21 protein-coding genes are annotated in these 24,171 nt (G+C 33.4%); 7 read left to right on the top strand and 14 right to left on the bottom strand.

The window, feature by feature from the left end; genetic code table 11:
• Positions 1-47: 47 nt before the first annotated feature.
• From paaB to H526_RS0123905, 4 genes are all read right to left on the bottom strand, one after another.
• Entirely contained in the window at positions 48-332 is a 285-nt protein-coding gene (paaB, locus tag H526_RS0123920; RefSeq protein WP_027395271.1) for a 1,2-phenylacetyl-CoA epoxidase subunit PaaB, read from the bottom strand.
• Positions 333-396: 64 nt separating this feature from the next.
• Positions 397-1,353, bottom strand: a complete 957-nt coding sequence (paaA, locus tag H526_RS0123915) for a 1,2-phenylacetyl-CoA epoxidase subunit PaaA (RefSeq protein WP_027395270.1) — start codon at positions 1,351-1,353, stop codon at positions 397-399.
• A 66-nt stretch (positions 1,354-1,419) separates the two neighbouring features.
• Positions 1,420-2,493 (bottom strand): 1,2-phenylacetyl-CoA epoxidase subunit PaaE, encoded by a 1,074-nt coding sequence (paaE, locus tag H526_RS0123910; protein ID WP_027395269.1) that lies wholly within the window; start codon positions 2,491-2,493, stop codon positions 1,420-1,422.
• 78 nt (positions 2,494-2,571) lie between these two features.
• Positions 2,572-3,141 (bottom strand): TetR/AcrR family transcriptional regulator, encoded by a 570-nt coding sequence (locus tag H526_RS0123905; RefSeq protein WP_027395268.1) that lies wholly within the window; start codon positions 3,139-3,141, stop codon positions 2,572-2,574.
• Between the two features lie 144 nt (positions 3,142-3,285).
• On the opposite strand from H526_RS0123905, the gene H526_RS0123900 reads away from it, so the two are divergent.
• Positions 3,286-3,714, top strand: a complete 429-nt coding sequence (locus tag H526_RS0123900) for an META domain-containing protein (RefSeq protein WP_027395267.1) — start codon at positions 3,286-3,288, stop codon at positions 3,712-3,714.
• Positions 3,715-3,719: 5 nt separating this feature from the next.
• Here the strand turns inward: H526_RS0123900 and H526_RS30055 are convergent, their stop codons facing one another.
• A complete protein-coding gene (locus tag H526_RS30055; RefSeq protein ID WP_051336315.1) occupies positions 3,720-5,384 on the bottom strand; it encodes a T9SS type A sorting domain-containing protein in 1,665 nt (554 codons plus the stop codon).
• Positions 5,385-5,591: 207 nt separating this feature from the next.
• Here H526_RS30055 and H526_RS0123890 point away from each other — a divergent pair, with 207 nt between their 5' ends.
• Entirely contained in the window at positions 5,592-7,352 is a 1,761-nt protein-coding gene (locus tag H526_RS0123890; RefSeq protein ID WP_027395266.1) for an aromatic amino acid hydroxylase, read from the top strand.
• 157 nt (positions 7,353-7,509) lie between these two features.
• On the opposite strand, the gene H526_RS0123885 is transcribed toward H526_RS0123890, so the two are convergent.
• The 4 genes from H526_RS0123885 to H526_RS31960 form a co-directional block, all read right to left on the bottom strand.
• A complete protein-coding gene (locus H526_RS0123885; RefSeq protein ID WP_027395265.1) occupies positions 7,510-7,920 on the bottom strand; it encodes a phage holin family protein in 411 nt (136 codons plus the stop codon).
• Positions 7,913-8,341: a TIGR02594 family protein gene (locus H526_RS0123880; RefSeq protein WP_027395264.1), complete on the bottom strand. Its 429-nt coding sequence runs from the start codon at positions 8,339-8,341 to the stop codon at positions 7,913-7,915. The genes H526_RS0123885 and H526_RS0123880 overlap by 8 nt, the downstream gene beginning before the upstream one ends.
• A gap of 423 nt (positions 8,342-8,764) precedes the next feature.
• Positions 8,765-11,998: a M14 family zinc carboxypeptidase gene (locus H526_RS31235; protein ID WP_051336314.1), complete on the bottom strand. Its 3,234-nt coding sequence runs from the start codon at positions 11,996-11,998 to the stop codon at positions 8,765-8,767.
• Between the two features lie 304 nt (positions 11,999-12,302).
• Entirely contained in the window at positions 12,303-12,458 is a 156-nt protein-coding gene (locus H526_RS31960; protein ID WP_155839766.1) for a hypothetical protein, read from the bottom strand.
• A 289-nt stretch (positions 12,459-12,747) separates the two neighbouring features.
• Here H526_RS31960 and H526_RS0123865 point away from each other — a divergent pair, with 289 nt between their 5' ends.
• Together H526_RS0123865 and H526_RS0123860 are read left to right on the top strand one after the other, a co-directional pair.
• The gene (locus tag H526_RS0123865; protein ID WP_027395263.1) at positions 12,748-13,551 is read left to right on the top strand and encodes a S24 family peptidase; all 804 of its coding nucleotides are present in this window, start codon (positions 12,748-12,750) and stop codon (positions 13,549-13,551) included.
• Between the two features lie 184 nt (positions 13,552-13,735).
• Positions 13,736-14,155 (top strand): hypothetical protein, encoded by a 420-nt coding sequence (locus H526_RS0123860; protein ID WP_027395262.1) that lies wholly within the window; start codon positions 13,736-13,738, stop codon positions 14,153-14,155.
• 34 nt (positions 14,156-14,189) lie between these two features.
• Here the strand turns inward: H526_RS0123860 and H526_RS0123855 are convergent, their stop codons facing one another.
• The gene (locus tag H526_RS0123855; RefSeq protein WP_027395261.1) at positions 14,190-15,137 is read right to left on the bottom strand and encodes a GSCFA domain-containing protein; all 948 of its coding nucleotides are present in this window, start codon (positions 15,135-15,137) and stop codon (positions 14,190-14,192) included.
• Between the two features lie 50 nt (positions 15,138-15,187).
• Complete coding sequence (gene alaS / locus H526_RS0123850; RefSeq protein ID WP_027395260.1) at positions 15,188-17,818, bottom strand: alanine--tRNA ligase; 2,631 nt, start codon at positions 17,816-17,818, stop codon at positions 15,188-15,190.
• A 174-nt stretch (positions 17,819-17,992) separates the two neighbouring features.
• Between alaS and H526_RS0123845 the strand changes: the two genes are divergently transcribed.
• The 3 genes from H526_RS0123845 to H526_RS0123835 are packed head-to-tail and all read left to right on the top strand — an operon-like array spanning position 17,993 to position 20,426.
• Positions 17,993-18,970: a M23 family metallopeptidase gene (locus tag H526_RS0123845; RefSeq protein WP_027395259.1), complete on the top strand. Its 978-nt coding sequence runs from the start codon at positions 17,993-17,995 to the stop codon at positions 18,968-18,970.
• A 5-nt stretch (positions 18,971-18,975) separates the two neighbouring features.
• Complete coding sequence (locus H526_RS0123840) at positions 18,976-20,094, top strand: CapA family protein (RefSeq protein ID WP_027395258.1); 1,119 nt, start codon at positions 18,976-18,978, stop codon at positions 20,092-20,094.
• A 2-nt stretch (positions 20,095-20,096) separates the two neighbouring features.
• Positions 20,097-20,426, top strand: coding sequence for a MerR family transcriptional regulator (locus tag H526_RS0123835; RefSeq protein ID WP_027395257.1), 330 nt, complete (start codon positions 20,097-20,099; stop codon positions 20,424-20,426).
• Between the two features lie 22 nt (positions 20,427-20,448).
• Here H526_RS0123835 and H526_RS0123830 read toward each other — a convergent pair whose 3' ends face one another.
• The 3 genes from H526_RS0123830 to H526_RS0123820 form a co-directional block, all read right to left on the bottom strand.
• Positions 20,449-21,057 (bottom strand): hypothetical protein, encoded by a 609-nt coding sequence (locus H526_RS0123830; protein ID WP_027395256.1) that lies wholly within the window; start codon positions 21,055-21,057, stop codon positions 20,449-20,451.
• 10 nt (positions 21,058-21,067) lie between these two features.
• Entirely contained in the window at positions 21,068-22,375 is a 1,308-nt protein-coding gene (gene der, locus H526_RS0123825) for a ribosome biogenesis GTPase Der (RefSeq protein WP_027395255.1), read from the bottom strand.
• A 248-nt stretch (positions 22,376-22,623) separates the two neighbouring features.
• The gene (locus tag H526_RS0123820) at positions 22,624-24,150 is read right to left on the bottom strand and encodes a choice-of-anchor I family protein (protein ID WP_027395254.1); all 1,527 of its coding nucleotides are present in this window, start codon (positions 24,148-24,150) and stop codon (positions 22,624-22,626) included.
• Positions 24,151-24,171: the final 21 nt, after the last annotated feature.

Here is a 24,171-nt window from a genome sequence, read left to right as displayed (position 1 = left end):
AATTAAGCAAATTGCCATTTTACAGATATACTATTGCCTTTTATGCATTACATATGCTTTACCTCATCCGGCAATGTATAAAATGTAGGATGCCTATATACTTTATCCTGAGCAGGCTCGAACAACTCTCCATTATTCTCTGGATTAGAAGCAGTTATATGTTTAGATTCTACAACCCATATACTAACTCCTTCGCTTCTACGAGTATATACATCTCTAGCATTTTCTAATGCCATTTCCTCATCAGCAGCATGTAAACTCCCGAAATGTCGGTGTTCTAATCCATTTTTACTTCTTACAAAGACTTCCCAAAGTGGCCAATTTTTTTTCATAATCATTAAGCCCTTATTCTCATTAATTCTCAAAAAAGAAAGAAGTGAGTTAATAAGGTATTTATTAAATTGCTTTCTTTATTTTATTATTCTGTTGTTTTTCTGCATAAGCCATAGCAGCATCACGTACCCATTCTCCTTCTTCCCAAGCATTGACTCTAGCTGACAACCTTTCTTTATTACAAGGTCCGTGACCTTTAACTACCTGCCAAAACTCATCCCAATCAATTTCTCCAAAATCATAATGCTTAGTTTTCTCATTCCATTTTAAATCTGGATCCGGTACCGTTAAACCAATAAGGTCTGCCTGAGGAACAGTTTGATCTATAAATTGCTGACGTAGTTCATCATTTGTTTTTCTTTTTAACTTCCATTTCATGGATTGTTCTGTATGTACAGATTCTGCATCGGTAGGACCAAGCATCATAAGAGATGGCCACCACCATCTATTTAAAGCATCCTGAGCTAATTCTTTTTGTTCTGGTGTTCCTTTAGCCAATGTCATCATAATTTCATATCCTTGACGTTGATGGAAACTTTCTTCTTTACAAACACGAATCATGGCTCTTGCATAAGGACCATATGAAGTACTACAAAGCGGTACTTGATTAATTATTGCTGCACCATCAACCAACCATCCTATTGCACCTATATCTGCCCAAGTTAATGTAGGATAATTGAAAATACTAGAATATTTAGCTTTTCCAGAGTGTAATTGCTCGTATAATTCCTCTCTAGAAATCCCTAAAGTTTCACAAGCACTATATAAGTATAATCCATGTCCAGCTTCATCCTGTACTTTAGCTAATAATGCTACTTTACGTCTCATAGAAGGAGCTCTAGATATCCAGTTACCTTCTGGTAGCATTCCTACTATTTCCGAATGTGCATGTTGCGATATCTGCCTTATATGAGTCTTTCGATACTTTTCTGGCATCCAATCTTTAGGTTCGATTTTTTCATCTCTGGCAATTCTTTGGTCAAAAAGTTCTTCCAGATTTTTTATTTCTTTTTCACTCATAACATTGGAGTTTTATTATTCTGAAACCAAGTTCAGTTTTCTTATCAGAACTACAAAATATCCTGATTACACATCAAAATCAACTACTACCTTTTCTGTAGTTGGCACTGCTTGACAAGATAACACTAAGCCCTTTGCCACTTCATCTTCTTCGAGTGCATAATTTATTTTCATTGCTACTTCTCCTTCTATCAATTTACATTTACAAGTACTACAAACACCACCTTTACAAGCAAATGGAAGGTCGGCTCCAGCAGCCAATGCTCCATCTAGAATATTATCATATTCATCATCCATTCCGAAATGGAATTCTTTTCCACCATCAATTATTGTAACTTCAGTCCCCTCGAACTTATGTTCTACAGCAATTGCAGCTTGTTTCTTATCTTCTTCTGAAGCTCCTGAAAAAAACAACTCGTAATGAATATTATCCTTAGATAGTCCCGCATCAACTAATTCATCTCTAATAAGAAAAATCATCTCTTCTGGACCACAAATAAAACACTCATCTACTTCAGGAACATTAATAATCTTATTAGTAAGTTCTTTTAACTTATCCGAGGTAAATCTTCCATTTAACAAAGGAATATCCCTATGCTCTTTTGTTAGAAAATAAAATATCTCAAACCTTCCAAAATAAGTGTTTCTCAATGCTTCTATCTCTTCTTTAAAGATAATAGATTTAACAGTTCGATTCAAGTAAAATAACTTGAATGTACTATCGGGTTCTAAAGCTAAATGAGTTTTTATGATCGAAAGAATTGGAGTAATCCCACTACCTGCAGCGAAAACAATATAATTCTTAGATCTTGTTGTATCTACGTCTGTAAAAAAACTCCCATTGGGAGGCAAGACTTCTAATTCATCTCCAGCTTTTAAAACATTACAAGCATAATTGGAAAAAAGGCCTCCCTCTATTCTTTTAACAGCAACTTTCCACTCATCATCAATAGGACTTGAGCATAAGGAATAGTTACGCCTTACATCTTGCCCATCTAATTCGGTTCTTAAAGTTAAATACTGACCTTGTTTATATGCAAATTCCTCCTTTAAACTTTGAGGAATGTCAAAAGTTATTGAAGTACAGTCCTTAGTTTCTTTAAGAACCTCAGCTATTTTTATGGTATGAAAATCACTCATGAAATATTATACTATAACGTTATAGTATAACAAAACTAACAATTGTTAGTTTGATAAGCAATTAATTAACAGTTAATTTTAAACTACACCTTTTAGTAATACTTCAATCATATCTTTTTTTAGTATCCCAGCATCAATATTTTTTTGCTTCGGATACCATAAATAAAGAGTTCTTAAGGTAGATAAAGTAGAGAATACTATAATTTCAATATTGTTGGATTTAATCTCTTTTGCATCCACTCCCTTTTTCACTATTCGTCTAAAATTTTCCTCATAATCATTTCGCATTTTTTCAAATGACAAAAGATTATCTTCTTCTAAATGCATCCAATCATTATTAAGTGATGCCAACCCATCAGCATTTCTTAAAGTAACATCGATATGAAGACTTATTATGTTTTCTAACTTCTGAATAGCATTTTGATCAGATTTTACTATAAGGTTCATTCCTGTAGTAAATTCTTCTGCAAGTTCAATAATAATTGTAGATAAAATTTCTTGTTTGGATTGGATATGATTATACAAACTAGCAGCTTTGATCCCCATAGCGGTTGCCAAATCTCTCATTGTAACCGCGCTATATCCTTTTTCTTTAAAAAGAATGGCTGCAGCGTTTACAATTTCTTGTTTTCTACTTTCTTGTTTCATTGGAAATGGGGTTTACTTATTGATAAAAACATTAAACTCTAACAAAAACCTTCTTTAGAGATTAAAGACTAAAAATATAATAAATTTGTTATATTGGAAACATTACTACATCTCTTTGATATTTTACACGAAATATAAATTACTATGAAATATGCAGGTTTATTTTTAATTTCTTTATTATTATTTGGCAACTGTAACACTATAAACGCTGTTAATTCTAATGATACTAAAGCAGTCACACAATCAGAACTCGAAGGTACATATGCCGTAACATCACTTTACGGAAATGATGTCTCTGAATACAAACTAACTTTAATTTTTAACCCTTCTAAAAAGACGCTTTCTGGTTTTGCTGGATGTAATTCCTACTCTTGCAATTACAATGTGGAGGGAAATTCTCTAACAACTAGTTTTCCAATTGGTACTAAAATACATTGTGAAGAAACTAGTGCTGTTGAAAAAGATTTTTTTAAGATCTTCTCTGATGAGAAAAACCCAAAACTAGATGGAAATACTCTTCATTTAATTAATCAAAATGATCAAAAAATTATTGTAGCAAAAAAAACCTTTTAATACTATTATCGTACTATCACTTTTTTAGTAAAGCTACCTCCGACTGAAAGATTTTCCATACACACAAAGTACATTCCCGAAGACATTGAAGATAAGTCTATTTCCCTATTATCGTTAACTTGTCCTTCTAAAACTAATTGACCAAATATATCAAAAACCATATAACTGAATTCACTTTCATCTCCATCAGAAATCATCAATACACCTTCTGTTGGATTAGGAAAAAGAACTATTTCTTCTGAAGTTTCTCCACCACCATCTCCTGGGTCATCCCCTTGCGAAAGTGCATTAAGTGTTGTCCTCCCAGTATTTTCTGGATCAAGCCAGTTGGACAACCTAGTACTATCCGTAGTTCCAAAATCCCAAGAAATACTAAATCTTCCATAAAAATCAGGCGCACCATTATCATTAGTTCCAAAACAGGCAGCACCTCCTCCAGCAAGCTGTCCCACAATTCGACCCGAAGGATCAAAAATAGCAGACCCAGAAGATCCTCCTTCTGTAACTCCCAAATCCCAATCATCTACTCTCCAAGTATCAACAGGATCTGGTATTCCTCCAATATTTATATTATCAGCGATAGTAGGGCTTATATTTTCTCTACACACTTTCATGATATCTCCATCAGGATGATGAATCCCAACAACAAAACTTGGAGTATTACCCGTTCTATCCCAACCTGCCCAATCAATATCCCAGTCTTCATCCAAACCACCTGTAATTTCTACAAGTTGCACATCAGATTCTGGGTTACTAGCTCTAGAAATAGCGCCACTAGTTGTTTGAAAATAATTAGATGGACCATTGTCGGTACTATTGTCGGAAGTTGCACAAACCGCATTTGTACTTATCCAATTAAATCGAAATGCCCAATTGGCATTGGCTGTTCCACAATGATTTGCCGTAAGAAAATAAGGAGCTTTATCATTACTAGTGTTATTAATTAAAGTTCCAGAACAAAATCCACTATTTCCAACAAGAGTAATTCCTACAGCTTTTTTGATGATATCTTTTATATTATCAAAATCTGATCCTACAGGGCAATTTACATCCTGATTACAATCACCGGATGTATTTAAACCCTTTTGATACGCTTTGTAATTACTAACACTTCTATATCCATGTACAACAGAACCTATATTTAACTTCCCTTCTCCTTTAACTGCCTTAGGCTCATAATACTCGACTATAATACTTTCTCCATCAGCAAGCCACGTACCAATTGTTTCATCAGGATTATTCATCTTATCCGTATAGGCTCCTAAATGAAATGTTTTCTCCTCATTATACAAATACACTTTACCTCCTTTTGGCAATCTAAAAGAATTAAAAACAAAATTTAGTGTGTTTGCACCTTCAGAGATAACATTTATTCTCCATATTCTATCGCCATTAGGCAAATCCGTCCATAATCCAGCATTTGTAATCCCAAGATCTACTTTAAACTCATGACCAAACCTATACACTTTCGACTTGTCCTTATCATTGATTTTATCTTCTTCTTTTAATTTTTGGAAATCAAAATACGGCATTCTAACTGATGGTACTTTAACCTCATTTATTGTTTTAACTAGATTAACATCTAAACTCTTAGGAAGTTCATTAGTTACTTGACCAAAAATGGCAGCATTAAAAAACAATATAAGAACATAAGAAATAAATTTTTTCATAATATTTGTCTAATCCATTAAATTGTTATGATTTTAAGATGTATTACTTTAGACGAGATAAAGATCTCAAAATCACTTGTAATAATAACAACATATCTGCTTAAAACCCTACACTATCTAAACAAAATTAGTTAATTAATTCTAATCTTAGCATTAAAACTAGTACTTTTCGGCTTGTAGAATTTAGCATCAAAATTTGATTTAAAAATGTCATCACAAATAGAATCCAATCCATTACTTGACAGGTTACCCCCACACCTCAAGCAATTTATCAAACCTCAGAATTACGATGAATACACTGCTATTGATCAAGCCGTCTGGAGATATGTGATGCGAAAAAACATAGTTTCATTAAGCAAAGTGGCTCATAAATCTTATTTAAAAGGGTTAGAAAAAACAGGAATTTCTATCGATGAAATTCCAAGTATGTATGGCATGAATAGAATCCTAAAAGAAATTGGCTGGGCAGCAGTTGCTGTAGACGGATTTATTCCTCCCAATGCTTTTATGGAATTTCAAGCATATAACATACTAGTTATAGCATCTGATATAAGACAGTTAGAAAACATAGAATATACTCCTGCTCCAGATATTATCCATGAAGCAGCAGGACATGCTCCCATTATTGCTAATCCAGATTATGCCGAATATTTGCGACGATTTGGAAAAATTGGCTGCAAAGCTATTTCCTCTAAGAGAGACTACGATATGTATGATGCAGTGCGGACATTGTCAATTCTTAAAGAATCACCAGATACCGATCCAGAAGCTATTAAAGACGCTGAAAACAGAGTAAATGAACTACAAAATCAAAAATCAGAGCCTTCGGAAATGGCTTTAATTCGTAATCTACATTGGTGGACAGTGGAATACGGTCTTATTGGCACTGTAGAGGATCCTAAAATTTATGGCGCAGGATTACTCTCCTCTATTGGAGAAAGCGAATGGTGCATGACTGATAATGTAGAAAAACTTTCTTACACACCTGATGCTGCGTTCCGTGATTTTGATATTACAAAACCTCAACCCCAATTATTCGTCACTCCAGATTTTGCCTATCTATGTCAGGTATTAGAAGAATTTGCGGATACCATGGCTTTAAGAAAAGGAGGGCATCGTGGACTAGCCAAACTTATTGAGTCTCAGAATTTAGGAACTATAGAATTAAGTACTGGTTTACAAATTTCTGGCGTTTTTACAAGAATGATCAAAAACGAAGATAATGAAGTAATTTATTTTGAAACTGAAGGTCCTACTGCACTTTCGTTTAGAGAAAAAGAATTAATTGGCCAAGGTATTGACATACACCCTAATGGTTTTAGATCACCTCTTGGTAAACTTAAAGGTATCAATTTAGCTATTGAAAACATGTCACCGAGAGATTTAAAAGCCTATAATTTCTATGATGGAGAATATATAGAATTTGAGTTCGAAAGTGGGATTACAATTGCAGGAATAAATATTACCGGAATGAGAAACATTAAAGGAGAACTTATTTTAATTCAGTTTAAAGAATGTACTATTAAATATCAAAATGAATATTTGTTTAAACCTGAATGGGGGACATTTGATTTAGCTGTAGGAAAAGAGATTCTTTCAGCATTCTCTGGACCTGCTGATGATTACTCATTTGACATGATTACTCATAACCCAGATATGAATACAATAAAACGAACATACTCTACAAAAGAGCAAGAATTACATTCCTTATATCAAGCGGTTAAAAATATACGAAATGGAGAAAATTCTAAATTTTCCCTAGAATCGGTATTTGACATTATAAAAAAAGATCATTCAGAGGATTGGTTATTATCTATTGAGATTTACGAATTAGTTCATGACAGAGAACCTAAATTTGCAACTGAAATATTAAATCATTTAGATCATATTAAAACAAAAAAGACAGAAATAAGACACCTAATAGATAGCGGGATTAAAATTATTAACCAAAAGACTTTAATAGCTTAACTTTAAAGTTTTACTTTTAGTCTAGTAAATAAGATATACTCTGATTATTTCTTGATTTTGACATTACCCAAGCATTCGTTTATCACGATATTATCAAAATAGCGGTTGTTGTAATTTTGATGAAGAAATAATCAGAATATACCAGTTTTTTATTTAATTACTTTTTTCCCTCTTTTGAGATAGCTCGTATTGTATCTGAAAGGTCTCCGGACTTTAATAAACTTACTAAAGCTCTAAAAAGGTCAAGACCATAAATTTTATTAAAATTTTCTAAAATAGATTTTATCTCTGTAATAGCAACAAAACCTGCTATTATCTTAAGAAAGGGAACCTCATTTACAATATACTCTTCTAATAAGAACGATGCTAGAATTACTAAGTTATATATAAAAAACTTAGAGATCGTATTCCCAATTCGTTCGCTACTTATTGGGATTTTATTTTTATAAGCCGCATACGAACCTGTAATAAAGTCTACCAAAATAAGGAAGACCATTGTCATCATTACTCCATTAACTGGTGAAAGAATCGTAAGCAACCAAAATACCATACTTATAATTTTATCCATGTTTCATTAATTTTTTGTAATCTAATACTCGATTTTTAGGATATGCTCTTATACATACTCTATTATCTTGATTTCCTCCCAGAACGTATACAAACCCTCTAGTTTCTTTAATAAAAAAACCTACATGACCTTTTCTACTGCACGGCTTTTCTTTCCACAAAACCACTATATCACCAGCAGTCGGTGTATCTGTAGATTCACCTACATTAAGCCAACTACGAGCATTAAGCTGTCCTGAATAGGAATATCCAGTCTTTTTTGCTACCCAATTAGCAAATGCACTGCACCAAGCAGTGTCATTACGTAATTGGGGACCGTCAAAACCAATTTCATTAAAATAAGAAACGATCTGTGGGTGATCTTTAGAACCATTAATCTCTGTAACGCCATACTGAGATAGCGCCATTTCTAAAATATTCATACGTTAAAAAAATTTGATTACCTCTACAAGAATTACTTTATTCGAAAAAACCTTTATCCATATAACTAAATTTCTCAGACTTTTTCTTGAATTTAAATCATCATCTAGAGCTTGATTAAGAGTACTAAAAGTTAAAATTCCAAGGCTTAATTATGAACCTGCAGGAACCCAGAATTTTTTTCTTTTTTGCACATAATTACAGTAAACCATTTGCACACTTTTGTCATAGATTTTACAATAAAACCAATACATACAGCGCGTTGAAAAGCATATATAAATATACGAAAACAGTAAAGATTTCTAAAGGTTTTTTATTGGCAAATACTGCAACTACGGGAGTAAAAAAGAAGGCTAAACTTTCGGAGGAAAACCTCTTGATTTAACCTTCTTATAATTTTATATTTTGTTATTTCAAAACTATATTTATTGAACTATAAATCTTTTCATTCTTTTATGATCATTGTTCCCTAATTGTAAAAGATATAATCCACTAGACAAACTACTTACATCAATATTACCATTAATGATTTTAGTATTTATTACTTTCTGTCCGGCATAATTATAAATAGTAACTTTTGACTCTTCATCAGAAACTCCTCTAACAAATAAAACTCCTTTGCTAACGGGGTTAGGATATAACTGTAATTTTTCATTCGTCCCAAAACTTAAAACATTACTTTCTCGGGAAGCAGTAGCTCCTCCAATATTTATAGTATAATCTTCTACTTCTCCATATGTAAAAGTCTCACAAGGTGTAGCTGTTGCATTATACTTTAAAGTTACTCGCATTCTTGTTGCTCCTGACAATGCACTAGAAGGTATCGTAAAATCATATGATTGATTTGCATCACTACGTGTAGATTCGGAAACTATTAACTCCGAACTCTCAAAAGCTCCATTTTTATTATAATCAATCCAAACATTCCAATATTCTGTATATACTGTCCCTGTATAATTAAGACTTAACACAATAGTATTTTGTCCATAAGACACAGCACCAGTTTGGCTTGTGTAATCCGTATATCCGCTCGTTGCAGCAGAAACATTATCTATACCTCCTATACCTACATAATCAATATATTCATCATTTACATTAGTACCTTGACTATTACAATATGTAATTACAACACCAGTTGTGGTAAAAGTCACAGAATCACTTGCAGAAGAACTATTCCCAGCAGCATCTTTTGCTATCACCACAAAAGTATATTCTGAATCTGGGTTTAATCCACCAATAGTAGTATTCGTAGCTGCCGAAGTTCCTATTAAAGTTGCTCCTTGATATACTTCATATTCAGAAACACCTATGTCATCAGTAGATGCATTCCAAGATAAATCCACAGTAGTTCCTGTAATATTAGACGCAATTAGATTCGTCGGTGTTGACGGAGCTTGAGAATCAGGTGTTGTGGAAATAATTTTTAAATCATCAATAGCTATATCACTTCGAAATCCATTTCCCGTAGTTCCCTTAAACCTGAGCTGCATCACCGAACCAGCATATGCAGAAATATCTAATGAGACCTGATTCCATTGATCTCCTTGACTTCCACTCTTACTCCAAATCGATGCATAACTTGATCCATCATTGTTACTAACCAAAACTTCTAAAGATCCCATATTAGTCCCATTCATATGATATCCAAACTCTAACGTTGCACCCGTTAATACCGAAAGGTCGACACAAGGACTATCAAATAACGCTATTTTCCCAGGATATCCAGTACCATTTCCTGAAGCTTCTATAAACATATAAAATGAGCCTTCTTGAGCAGAAGATGGTCCTGTTCCACTAGAAGGTGTTCCATTACTATCTCGAGTCCAATTAATATCATCATTAGTATTATTCGTCCATAGTCCAATATTCGACTCAAAACCTTCTGCATATGGAAATATAGTAATCCCAGTGCAAGCAGGTGTAGTAGTTGTAGTAAAGGATACAGAATCACTATAGGGAGAAACAATTGTTGCTGTACATATACTACGAACCTGAGCTTCGTAATCAGTATCGACCATTAAACCGGAAATACTAGTCGTACTAGTATTTACTGAAACTACCGTCCAATTAACAGCGCCTATCTCCCTATACCGAAGATCAAAACTAGCTCCGACACTACCTGACCAATTTAAATCAGCACTAGTCGATTGCACAGAAGAAACCGTTAATCCTGTTGGAGCAGTTGCTACTAATGGGGTAAGTTGAACATCTTGTATTACCGATTGACCATCTGCAATTACGACACCTGTTATAGTTTTTGACTCATAACATTCTGCTTCATAAAGAACGGTATACGTTCCTGCTTTAATTGGTCTATAATAATCCCCTTCTGGCAATTCGGTAGGTGTCCATGTTTCATACGCCTCTTTCCCAACAACAGTCACTTTTGCATCTATAGGTTGATTCGTTGCAGCATCAGTAACAATACCACGTATTCCATAATTTACTTGTTTTAAAAAACCAATAAGTGCTTCTTGATTATAATTCCAGAAATTCACTAATTGATTTGCAGGAGGAGTTTTTGCGTTAGAAAGCTCTACAGTTACTTCTCTCCCTTTATGAAAATGTATTTGATAATCCTGTCTTCCTCCTTGTACCTCATACCAATCATATCCATTAGTAACTCCATTATTTAAGGCATCAAAATATCCACTTGGACTATTCTGCTGACAGAAATCTCTATATTCTTCGGAAACATGAACAAAATAATCCTCATCAGGATGCGCTCCAGCATAAGTATCCCAAGGATAATTAATCAACTCAATACCGCCATGAAAGTTAGCTGACAGTACGAAGTGTGTTGATGCAGCAAAATTCATAAAATGTTGTGTTTCTATTTGATAACTATTTCCGTCAGGATTCGCTCCATCATCTGGATCAGGGTAATTACGATTAAGATCTACATTGTTAGCATTACCACGAGTAGCATTAGCTACCGATGTATTACTAGCACTATTTCTATACGTTCCATCAGGATTCGCTAATGGATTAATCCATACTTCATTATTATCCAAAAGCTGCTTAATTTCTACATGCCTTGGATGAGAGGTATCATTATAAGCAGTTAATAAAAAATCAATAAGATTAAGCATCATTGGATATCCAGCAATCTCATCTCCGTGCATAGAAGACGTATACATAACACGTGGCTCTTGTTCATTTGCACCTACATTATCAGACAATTTCACAAAAAGCAATGCTTTATCCCCTTCTGTGGTGGCGCCAATATTTTGGATTTGACATATCGTTGGGTTATTGGTAGCAAAATCATTCATCATACTCACATAATCAGCATATGTTGGGTAAGCAGTTAAAGGAAATGTTGCAGCTTTAATAGAAAGATCCGATGTCATTGTTCTATACCCGATGATATTATCATCTTCGGTTGTAGTAAAAGGAATCTCCTTATCTAGAAATTCATCAAATTGAGACTTATTAGCCATTAACTTTACAACACCTGTCACCTGATCATAATGGACAATGGATAATCCTTTTGTAAAGGTTTGTAGCTGAGACGGGCTTTCTATCTTAATATCGAATATCACCTCTCCTTTGAGGTTTATATACTCAATTGCCTGTTCTTTTTGAGTTTTCTGCGCAAATAGCGACACACCTAGGATCAGACAGACCCATAAGGCAAGTATTCGTTTGTTCTTCATGGTTTTAAGAGTGTTTGTGTAAGACATACTTTGGTTATAAGCAGTCTTTATAGTTAAATTGGTTTTAATAATTATAAAGATAAGTTAAAAAACATCAAAACAGTGATGCAAAATCAGATCTTTTCCCCTTTGTAATACTCCAGTTTATCAATAGATTAACTAGTAAAAAATATCCTAAACCAGTCCTTATTTTGATTTTCTATAAACCTAAAACGAACCTTCTTACAAAAGCATTATTTATATAATTTTGGAAATAATCTAATCTTAAATCTGCATTATAAGTTCTTAATATCACGACTCATCCTTAGTTTTTTAGAATATTATAAATTGTTTTTTCTGAAATAAAAAGTTGTTCTATCAACTCTTCTACAATAACCTTCATTTGTTTTTCCGAATTGCTTTCGACATAATTCTGAACAAACTGTTTACGCTTTTCTAATAACAGTTTACTTCGCTGCATAAGCCATTTAATTTTAAATTAAACATAAAAACACCACCTTATTCAAACAAAAGTTTGAATAGTTATCCTTCTAAAGTGACTCTAGCACGACGTCTTATGCTATGTTACCCGAAAATGTTGCAATAGAATTAACACAAATGTTTGATTATGAATAATTTTTCCTATTTTAGCAACTAATTATAGCACAAATATACAACATTTTACAGAAATTACCAACAAAATACAGATGTTTTATGTATTTTGTTTGAATTTATTTATTTTAGAAGTTTTAAATTAAAAAATCAACATAATGATAGCAATTGATGAAAAAATTAGGGAAATAATAGATTTTTTTAGTTTAAACAATCATTCTTTCGCTAAAAAAATAGGAGTCACCAGTACTACAATAGATAGTATTACTACAGGAAGACTCCAACCAGATGGCTCTAGAAAAAGGACCAAACCTGGTTACGATTTACTAGAACGCATTATTAATGAATTCTCTATTAACCCAGAATATCTTTTTGGAAAAAGCAGCAATATATTAATAAACAAAAAAGAGGAAACTACAACATATGGTGGAATCCCACAAGTAGTCGCTGTAAATCAAGAAGGAGATGAAAATGTAGTTTATGTCCCCATAAAAGCAAGAGCGGGATACCTAGATGGTTATGGTGACACAGAATATATAGAAACTCTTCCTACATTCAATATGCCTCATCTGAGTAACGGCACTTTTAGATGTTTCGAAGTACAAGGTAATTCTATGGTCAGAACATTTTTTGATGGAGATCTTGTTTTTGGAAAATATGTAGAAGACCTAAATGACATAAAAGATGGAAGGATCTACGTAATCGTTAGTAAAAATGATGGTATTGTTTTAAAACGAATTATCAATAGAATTGAAGAACGAGGTAAGCTTATTCTAAAATCTGACAATAAAGATGGCAATTACCCCACATATACTATAAATTCTGAAGAAATCATGGAAGCCTGGTATGTCACTATGTTTGCTTCTAAACAAATGCCTGAACCTGTTGATGTTTACGATCGTTTACATGACTTGGAAACTAAAATTGTTTTGTTAGAAGAAGAATTAAGAAGGAATAACTAAATAAAGATCGGGCATAACTTTTATAGTTATAACCCGATCTCACGTAAAAAAACCTCACAATAAAGTTTTCTATACATATATCTATCCCACACATTAGTGAGACTAACAATCAATAGGTTAACATTTTAAAACGTATATTTATGGAATGTTTTTTGATGCAATGAAGTAAATCAGTTTGCTAATTATGAAGAATTTTAAAATTTTACTTTCTGTTATTCTTTTTATGGGTTTTGGCGTAATATATTCTCAATCAATAAAGTCTCCGTCTTTAAGTAAGAAAAAGTCCCCTAAGACGTTGATCATAGACTCTATTCCAGTGGAAATCACTAAAAGCTATCATTTACCCGGAATTAATAATAAAAGTAATGATTACAGGTTGTTTTTTGGAATTTCTCGATTTACGGACTATCCTTCTTTTGGAATTTCCAGAACTCGCCCTTATTTAGTAGTAAGAAACAATGCATTCACTCATAAATCCCTATTTGATCCAGTAGCAAACATCTCATTACAAAACCAATCTTGGGATAATCCATTAAATTCTGACTCGTTCGGAGCAGGAGTAATAGCTGGTAGTTTACATTTACTATCTGGTTTCTTTAATTAAAAACCTCTTTGTTAATTATTCAATATCCTGAAGATCAGAATGTAATAAAAGCATATTCTTTTTGAATTTCTTTTTTTTTCTGTTCTAGTCTCTCAAGAAATTGCTGATGTTGCTGACTATTCGGATTAAAAGGTCTATGTGATATGGCACTTTGCACTTCTTTAACTTTGTTCATAACAATTAGTGCTTCATTAGAAATCCAAGTTTGTTTAAAGTATTCCCATATATAGTCAATTGTTACATCACTTGGATGAATCATATCTGCATTATAAAACCTATAATCCCTTAACTCATCCATCATTATTTCATAAGAAGGAAAATAAACAGCTGTAGTATCGTTTTTTATTACCTGATGAATCCCAGCGATTAAATGTGATTTACTAAGATTATTTTCTACAAAACCATCTTTACTATGTCTTACCGGAGAAACGGTAAATATCACTTTTACATTAGGATTCAGGCTTTTTATTAATCCAACACTGTTTAACAAACATTGAGTTACTTCTTCTACAGACAGGAGCTCTTTACTAAACTCCTTTTGAGATACTTTATGACAGTTTGCCACCACCATATCCAGCGATTGTAAACGATAGACCCAAGCTGTGCCCAAAGTAATATATATATGAGTTGCCGATTGAATCTTCATATACGTCTGTTCTAATGCTCCATTTAGAGATTGTAACAAATACTCCTTATCCGAATGACTTAATCTAGAATGCGCGTCAAAACAATGCCACTGTTCATTATGATAAAACAAATCCGTTTCTGTATACGACTCTCGTTGAGTAGCCATCCATAGAAAAGTTTCAATTGCTTTGGGATGAAAAAGTATTCCGAAAGGATTTACTAAAGATTTATATTTAAAGTATGAAAATTTTTCTCCAATATTTTCAGCAAAACAAGATCCTATCAACAATAACTCTGAGTTATAATCAATCTTCGGTTGCTGAGGCTTTAAGGGTATTTTGGTTTGTAAATTCATACATAGTACCAACTCTCACCTTAATTGGTAAGAGGGGTATTGGTTTTTAATTAAACATATTGTTTTGCTTTTTCTAAAGCTTCCTCAATTCCTTTTGGATTTTTACCTCCTGCAGTGGCAAAAAATGGTTGCCCACCTCCTCCACCTTGGATATACTTTCCAAGCTCACGAACTACTTGACCAGCATTCAATCCTTTTTCTTCTACTAAGTTTTTAGAAATGTAGCACGACAATAATGCTTTACCATTATTATCTGCTCCAAAGATCATAAAAGCATTTTCTATTTCTCCTCCTAGCTCAAAAGATAAATCTTTTATTCCTGCTGGGTCAAGATCTACTTTTTTACCTAAAAATTGAATTCCATTTATTTCTTCAAATTCTGATTTAAGATCTCCTTTTAGGTTTTTAGCCTTATCTTTCAATAATACTTCTATTTGCTTTTTAAGATTCGCATTCTCATCCTGTAAATTAGTTATTGCTTTAATAGGATCTTTAGGGTTTTTCAAAATTGCTTTTACTTCCGAAAATGCTTCAGATTGATTTGTAAAATAATCCTTTGCAGCATCACTAGTGATCGCTTCAACTCTTCTTATCCCAGCTGCAACTGCACTTTCGGATGTTATTTTAAAATGCCATATATCACTTGTGTTTTGGACATGAATTCCTCCACATAACTCCATAGATTCTCCAAAGCGTATTGCCCTAACATCATCTCCATATTTCTCTCCAAATAAAGCAATCGCTCCTTCTGCAATAGCCTGATCGTATGATATATTGCGCTTTTCTTCTAATGGCAACGCCTCTCTTATTCTAGCATTTACAAAATCCTCTACTTGTTGTAATTCATCAGAAGAAACTTTTGAAAAATGAGAAAAATCAAATCTTAAATTTCCACTATGCACCATAGAACCTTTTTGTTCTACATGCGTACCAAGAATGGTACGCAACGCTTGATGTAATAAATGAGTTGCTGTATGATTAGATGCTGTTCTAGATCGCTGTTTAACATCTACAACAGCCTTATGGGTTTCATTAATATGCTTTGGTAACGTTTTTGCAAAATGAATGATTAAATTGTTTTCTTTTTTAGTATCAACAATATAAACCACATCCCCATTAGCTACTTCTAAATATCCTTTGTCACCAACTTGCCCTCCACCTTCTGGATAAAAAGGGGTCTTATCTAGAACTAACTGATATAATTCTCCATCTTTTTTACTATTTACTTTTCGGTAACGAGAAATTCTCGTTTCTCCCGAAGTATGATCATATCCGATAAATTCTTCTGCAGCACCAGGAATTAATATTTCCCAATCTCCAGCTTTTACCTCAGAAGCTGCTCTAGAACGATCTTTTTGTTTCTGCAACTCAGCTTTAAACACATCTTCTTCATACTCATATCCTTGCTCAGATAATATCAATGCTGTAAGATCTTCTGGAAAACCAAAAGTATCATACAATTCAAAAACTTTTTCTCCAGAAACTACTTTACCCTTGGTACCTTTAATTACATTATCAAGCAATACTAGCCCTTGATCTAATGTTCTTAAAAATGAATTCTCTTCTTCTTTAATAACATTTACAATTAGGTTTTTCTGGGATTTTAATTCTGGAAAAGCTCCACCCATTTGACCACTAAGTGTATCTACCAGCTTATATATAAAAGGTTCTTTTGTATTTAAAAACGTAAAACCATATCTAATTGCTCTTCTTAAAATCCTACGTATTACATATCCAGCTCCAGTATTACTTGGCAATTGCCCATCCGCTATAGAAAATGATACTGCTCTAAGATGATCTGCAATCACCCGAATTGCTACACTAACTTTACCATTCTCATCTGTTGGTAAACTATCTTTATCATATGCAGCATTTGTAATCGTTTCTATTTCCCTAATTAAAGGTGTAAATACATCAGTGTCATAGTTAGATTTTACACCTTGTAAAGCCATACACAATCTTTCAAACCCCATTCCCGTATCCACATGTTGTGCTGGTAATTTTTCTAAAGAACTATCAGCTTTACGATTAAATTGCATAAATACGAGATTCCATATTTCTACCACTAATGGATCATCTTGATTTACCAAATCACGACCCGGTATTTTAGCTTTTTCTTCTTCCGATCTTAGATCTACATGAATTTCTGAACATGGTCCACAAGGCCCTTGATCTCCCATTTCCCAGAAATTATCTTTTTTATTTCCCATGATAATACGATCTTCTGGAACAATTTTTTTCCATAAATTATACGCTTCTTGGTCCATCTCTAGATTTTCATCTTTTGCTCCTTCAAAAACTGAAACATATAGAATGTTTTTATCTATACCGTAAACCTCGGTTAACAATTCCCAAGCCCACTCGATTGCCTCTTTCTTAAAATAATCACCAAAGCTCCAATTCCCTAACATCTCGAACATGGTATGATGATACGTATCCATCCCTACTTCTTCTAGATCATTATGCTTACCACTAACTCTAAGGCATTTTTGAGTATCGGTCAACCGATTATTCTTAGGAATTCCATTTCCTAGAAAGTATTCTTTAAATTGATTCATCCCGGCATTGGTGAACATCAAAGTAGGATCGTCCTTAATAACCATAGGCGCAGAAGGCACTATACTGTGTTTTTTGGATTCAAAAAACGCTAAAAATTGGTTTCTGATGTCTTGGGATTTCATTTTTTTATATTTTCTTTATAATCAATTAATTACCGCAAGCAACCTAAAGATGTGCTATCGATATTTGTCAGTTTTTTCTGGACTTTGTGACAATTTATTATATTTGTTCTCGCCTCAAAGTATAAACAAGCCTATTTTTGGCTAATATCCTGCAAAAATAGTATATTTTAGATTATGTCAAAGGTTAAATATTACTACGATAGCGAGACGCTATCTTATCGTAGAATTGAGCAAAAGAAAGGACGTAAATTTGGTTTCGCCATTTTAGGAATTCTTGGTGCTTTTTTGGCTGGTTTTGTGCTTTTATTAATCTATCTAAACATTCCTCAACTAGAAACTCCAAAAGAAAAGGCTTACAAAAGGGAACTGGATAATATGAAGCTGCAGTATGAGCTTATGAACAAACAGTTAAAAAAAGATCACGCTGTTCTTGCCGAAATTGCTGAAAGAGATGATAATATTTACAGATTATACTTTGGTGCGCCACCAATTCCTGAAGAAGTGAGAGGTGCTGGTTATGGAGGTGTTAATAGATATAAAGGCTATGAAGGTTATGATAATTCTGAAATGATTATCGAAAGTCAAAAACAAATAGACAAGCTTACAAAACAAATAGCTGTGCAATCTATTTCATTAGATGAAATTAAAAATTTAGCAGAGCAAAAAGAAGAATTACTATCAACAATTCCAGCAATCCAACCAATTCAAAATTCTGATTTAAAAAGAATGGCATCTGGATATGGATGGAGAAGTGATCCTTTTACTAAGGCTAGAAAATTTCATTACGGAATGGATTTTTCTGCCGCCACAGGAACACCAATATATGCATCTGGGAATGGAACAGTAACAAGAGCTGATGCAAATTCTAGCGGTTATGGTAAACATATTAGGATAGACCATGGCTTTAATTATGTAAGTCTCTATGCACATCTTAGCAAGTACAATGTTAAAAAGGGTCAAAAAGTAAAGCGTGGTGATGTTATTGGTTATGTAGGAAGTACGGGTAGATCGGTAGCTCCTCATCTTCATTACGAAATATTTAAAGATGGAGAACGTATTAATCCACGTAATTTTTATTATGGAAGTTTAACTTCTGAAGAATTTAATGAAATGCTAAAAGCTTCTTCTTTAATTAATGAAACTCTAGATTAATTCCTATGCGCAAAGCACTTCTTCTTGTATTTTTAATTGGTTTTAATTTTAGTATACAAGCACAGAAATTTTCTAAAGAAACTATTGACTCAATGATTACTATCGTTGAGGATTTCAAACTAGAAATGGAAAAACTTTCAACCCCCAAAAGCATTAAGCTAATGGCGGTTGGAGATATTATGATGGGAACTAATTTTCCTAACGAAAGTTATTTACCACCAAAAGATAAAGGTCCATTTGATGATGTTAATATTGTTTTACAACAAGCAGATATTCTTTTCGGAAACTTAGAAGGCACACTTACTGATGTTGGAGAAAATGCGAAACGATGTTCTGACCCTTCTAAATGTTACTCCTTTCGTTCTCCGGAGTATTTTGGTAAATATCTAGAAGAAACAGGTTTTGATGTAATGAGTATTGCAAATAATCATATTGGTGATTTTGGAGCCATTGGCATTAAAAACACAGCCAAAACTCTCGAAAAACATAACATTGCATATGCCGGTATTTTTGCACAAGAATCTACTATATTCGAAAAAAATGGAATCACGTATGGATTTTGTGCCTTTGCCCCAAATAAAGATTGCGTAAAAATTCATAACTTAACCAAAGCAAAAAGAATTGTTAAGGAACTAAAGGAGAAAGTAGACATTGTAATTGTTTCTTTTCACGGAGGAGCAGAAGGAGCTGATCACACACACGTAACAAGAAAAACTGAACGTTTTTATGGTGAAGATCGAGGTAATGTATATCTTTTTGCACATACTTTAATAGATGCTGGAGCAGATATTATTCTTGGACATGGACCGCATGTATCAAGAGCGTTTGAAGTATATAACAATAAGTTCATTGCTTATAGTTTAGGTAATTTTTGCACCTACTCTAGATTTAATCTAACTGGAATAAAGGGATATGCACCTATTGCTGAAATTGAAGTAGACCCTAAAGGTAATTTCATAAAAGGAAAACTGCATTCTGCAAAACAGATTGATGAGATATATCCTTTTATGGATGATAAGAAAAGAGCTTTAAAGGAAATTAAAAAATTAACTGGCGAAGATTTTCCTGAAAGTAATTTGGTTTTTGAACAAGATGGAACTTTTACTCAAAAAAACGAGAATTAACTATGTATGTTGACTTACCGAAAAAAATGTACTATGGTATTGGCGAAGTAGCCGATGCATTTGACGTGAATGCTTCTCTGATTCGTTTTTGGGAAAAAGAATTTGACATCCTTAAGCCAAAAAAGAACGCTAAAGGAAATAGAAAATTCACTCCAGAAGACATCAAAAACCTAGAACTGATTTATCATTTAGTAAAAGAACGCGGGTTTACCCTAGAAGGGGCCAAAATTCATCTAAAAGAACAAAAACAAGAAGCTTTAGACAGCTTTGATATTATTAGGAAGCTGGAATCTATTAGAGGTCAATTATTAAAGATTAAGGAACAACTTTAATTTTTCATACTACGAAAGTACTTTATTTCTCTATATAACCTAGAAATATACTTGACTCAATCGAAGTAACATCAGATTGCATTTGTGTGAGTTTTGTTATACTTGCTACTAACGGAAAATCCTTAAAATTAAACATTAACCAATCCCTTCTTCTACCATCTCTATCACGCACTTGTCCAGTACTTAAAGCATTAGTTATTTCGGATTTTAATTCAGATGTTTCTGCCATTATCAAAAGTGTTTCTCTAAGTTGATCTATTTTCTCAACAAACTCTTTCCCTTTTTCTGAAAAACCGTTTCCCGTAAAAAAAATAGTATTTGGTTCCCCCATTAGTTCATAATTCTGAGGGTCCTTTTCACCTAACATCTCCTGTTTTATGGACTCTATATATTCTTTAAAACTAGTTGTTATAGAATCTACACGTAATGCTTTAACCAAAAGTTCTTCATTCTCTATTAATGCTAATAAAGAATCATTGTTTTTTTGAACTGAATAATTCTTTTGTTGCAAAGCTTCATCCATTTTACCGAATGCAGAAACAACATCTCTACTACTCTTAACCACAAGAAAACTAATCCCTGAAATTATAAATATTAGCAACAATAGTATTATCAAAAGAGGTTTTTTCATATTCAGAACTTTACTTCTTTCTAAAATAAACCGCTACGGGCACTCCATGAAAATCAAACTCTTTACGCAGTTTATTTTCCAAAAATCGTTTATATGGTTCTCGAATATATTGAGGCAAATTACAGAAAAACGCAAATTGTGGTTGAGGTGTAGGTAACTGCATGCAATACTTTATTTTTACATACTTTCCCTTATATGCTGGAGGTGGATTCCTCTCTATAATAGGAAGCATTGTATCATTCATTACACTCGTTTTGATCTTTTTAGAACGATTTTTATATACATCTACAGCAGTCTCTATAGCTTTGAAAAGCCTTTGTTTAGTTAATGCTGAAATAAAAACAATAGGTACATCTGTAAAAGGCTCTATCTGCTTACGGATGTACTTCTCAAAATCTTTTAAAGTATTACTTTCTTTATTTTCGATTAAATCCCACTTATTCACTAAAATCACAATACCCTTGCGGTTACGTTCTGCTAACCAAAATATATTTTGAACCTGAGCATCAAATCCGCGAGTAGCATCCACTAGTAATAAACATACGTCACTATGTTCTATAGCACGAACGGATCTCATAACAGAATAAAACTCTAAATCTTCTTTGACCTTAGATTTACGCCTTATTCCAGCAGTATCTACTAAGTTAAACTCAAAACCAAAACGATTATATTTAGTATCAATGGCATCTCTAGTGGTTCCTGCAATATCTGTAACGATGTATCGATCCTCGCCAATAAGCGCATTAATAAAAGATGATTTTCCTGCATTAGGTCTTCCTACTACTGCAAAACGCGGTAATTCCGAAACTTCTTCTTCTTCCTGTTCTGGCAGGGCCTCTACCAAAGCATCTAACAATTCTCCTGTACCGCTTCCATTAATGCTAGCAATCGTATAATACTCTCCAAGACCCAGACTATAAAACTCTACAGCATTTTCAGCTCTCTTACCATTATCTACCTTATTCACTGCTAAAAAAACTGGCTTATCAACTTTACGAAGCAAATTAGCAACTTCTTCATCCATACCTGTTACACCTGACTCCACGTCTACCATAAAAATGATTGCATCCGCTTCATCAATAGCTAGCTCAACCTGTTTATCAATTTCAGCCTCAAAAATATCATCACTTCCTACTACATAACCACCTGTATCTATAAGTGAGAACTCTTTACCATTCCAATCACTTTTACCATAGTGACGATCTCGAGTAACGCCGCTAACCGCATCTACGATTGCTTCTCTTCTCTGGATCAGTCTATTAAAAAAAGTAGATTTTCCTACATTAGGTCGCCCTACAATTGCCACTATATTGCTCATTATCCTGAATTCTAAAATTTGTGCAAAATTAGTCTTTTTATTCTTCCTAAACTATTGAACCGTAATATGAAGTAAATAAAAATAAAGAGGAAGGTAATAAAAACGAAAAAGCTCAACGGTCAGCGCATCGACCTATTGAACTTTTTCATAATTGATAGTCAGTCAGTGAAATAATTACTTATTTCAAAGATAAAAACAATTCTATATAAGTTGGTTACTGTAAAACAACAAACTTTTTATGGACGTGATTACTTCACTTCATAAATTGCTACTGTATTAGAAACTTCGTTAGTAACTATTACTAATGCTTCGCCTGTTGGACTATCTTCGGCTTTTATAGTGATTAAACCTTCTGGTGAGATATCTGACGCATCTCTTAGCCATTCTATAAACCTAGGATTAACTGGATTAGAGATATCATATACCATGATCCCTCCTGTTCTCTCTAAACCTACAAATAACAATGTACTTCTACCTATACTCAAGGTCTCTACCGCTTCTGGTTCTGCACCTTTATCATCTGATCTATTATCTACTCCATCACCCTCGTTACTATTAAATGTGCTAGGATCTAATTCAAATACAGTTTTTGCTATTTGATCTCCACTATCGTATACCTTAACTCCGGTGGTGGACCAAATTGTAAAAGACCTTCCTCCATAAGCATAAATTTGATCTACATCACCATCACCATCTATATCTCCATTAGCGGTTGTAGTCTTTAGTCTTCCTAAATTTTCATCTAACTGTAAAGTTTCTGCATCGGGATATGCAGTAGGATCTAAAACTAAGTCCTTTACTCTTTCTTCTTCTGAATATCCATCATAATCTCTTGCATCTCCTTCATTAGCAGTAATTAAAAATCTAGCTCCTTGTATTGTAGTAAAAATCATGGCATCAGGATGATAGTATCCCAATACAGGCCAATTTTGGAAATTCCCTACAATATCATCCCTATCGCTAGCATCTATTTGATTTTCTGGAAGGGCATAATTTTTTACCCCTAAACCTGTAATATCCCTAAGTGTTTTAGATCTTAAATCTATTGTCGCAATACCATTATTTTCTTGCAATGCAACATAAGCAGTTTTAGAATCATCTGAAACTGCAATATACTCTGGTTCTATATCCTGAGCTAACGTTGCCCCAGGACTAAATACTCTAAAGTCATTACCTATAGTCCTCCCATTAAAGCCGGTAAAACTTACTTGATTTACTTCTCCAGTACGGACTTCAACTATTGTAACCGATCCCTCTGGATCAAAAGTATATTCATCATTAGGCTCTCCTTCATTAGCTGCAACAATATATTTACCATTAGGGCTAAAAGTCACCATATCAGGTAGTGCTCCTGCAGGATAAGTATTTAAAAGAGTTTGTGATGCTGCATCATAGGTTACAATCGTACCATTTGCTTGTTTATTAGCTGCATTTTCTAGCGCGACAGCCACAATTCCTTCATGCACAGTTACACTATTTGGAATTCCATTTAAAGCAATATCTGTCCCCGCTATAGGATTGGAAGGGTTAGATATATCCCAAACAGAAAGTTCCACATCATTTGGGTTTACTACAAATAACTTAGCTGTCTCTGGATCAAAGGCAGAAATTTCTGCAAAACCTTCGTCTCCGGTTCCATTTATAAAACCTCCGATTTTGTTAAACGTAAGATCATCAGTACTGCTACCTCCCCCTTGATAATCATCAAGATTACAAGAATAAAATAACCCTAAAGCCCCAATTACAACTAGACTTGATTTGTTAAAGATTTTCATTATTAATTTGATTTGCGTTAG

It is taken from the genome of Aquimarina latercula DSM 2041, from assembly GCF_000430645.1.
Lineage (GTDB): Bacteria > Bacteroidota > Bacteroidia > Flavobacteriales > Flavobacteriaceae > Aquimarina > Aquimarina latercula.
The sequence above is the reverse complement of the archived record's forward strand: the minus strand, read 5'-3'. Positions and strand labels throughout refer to the sequence as shown.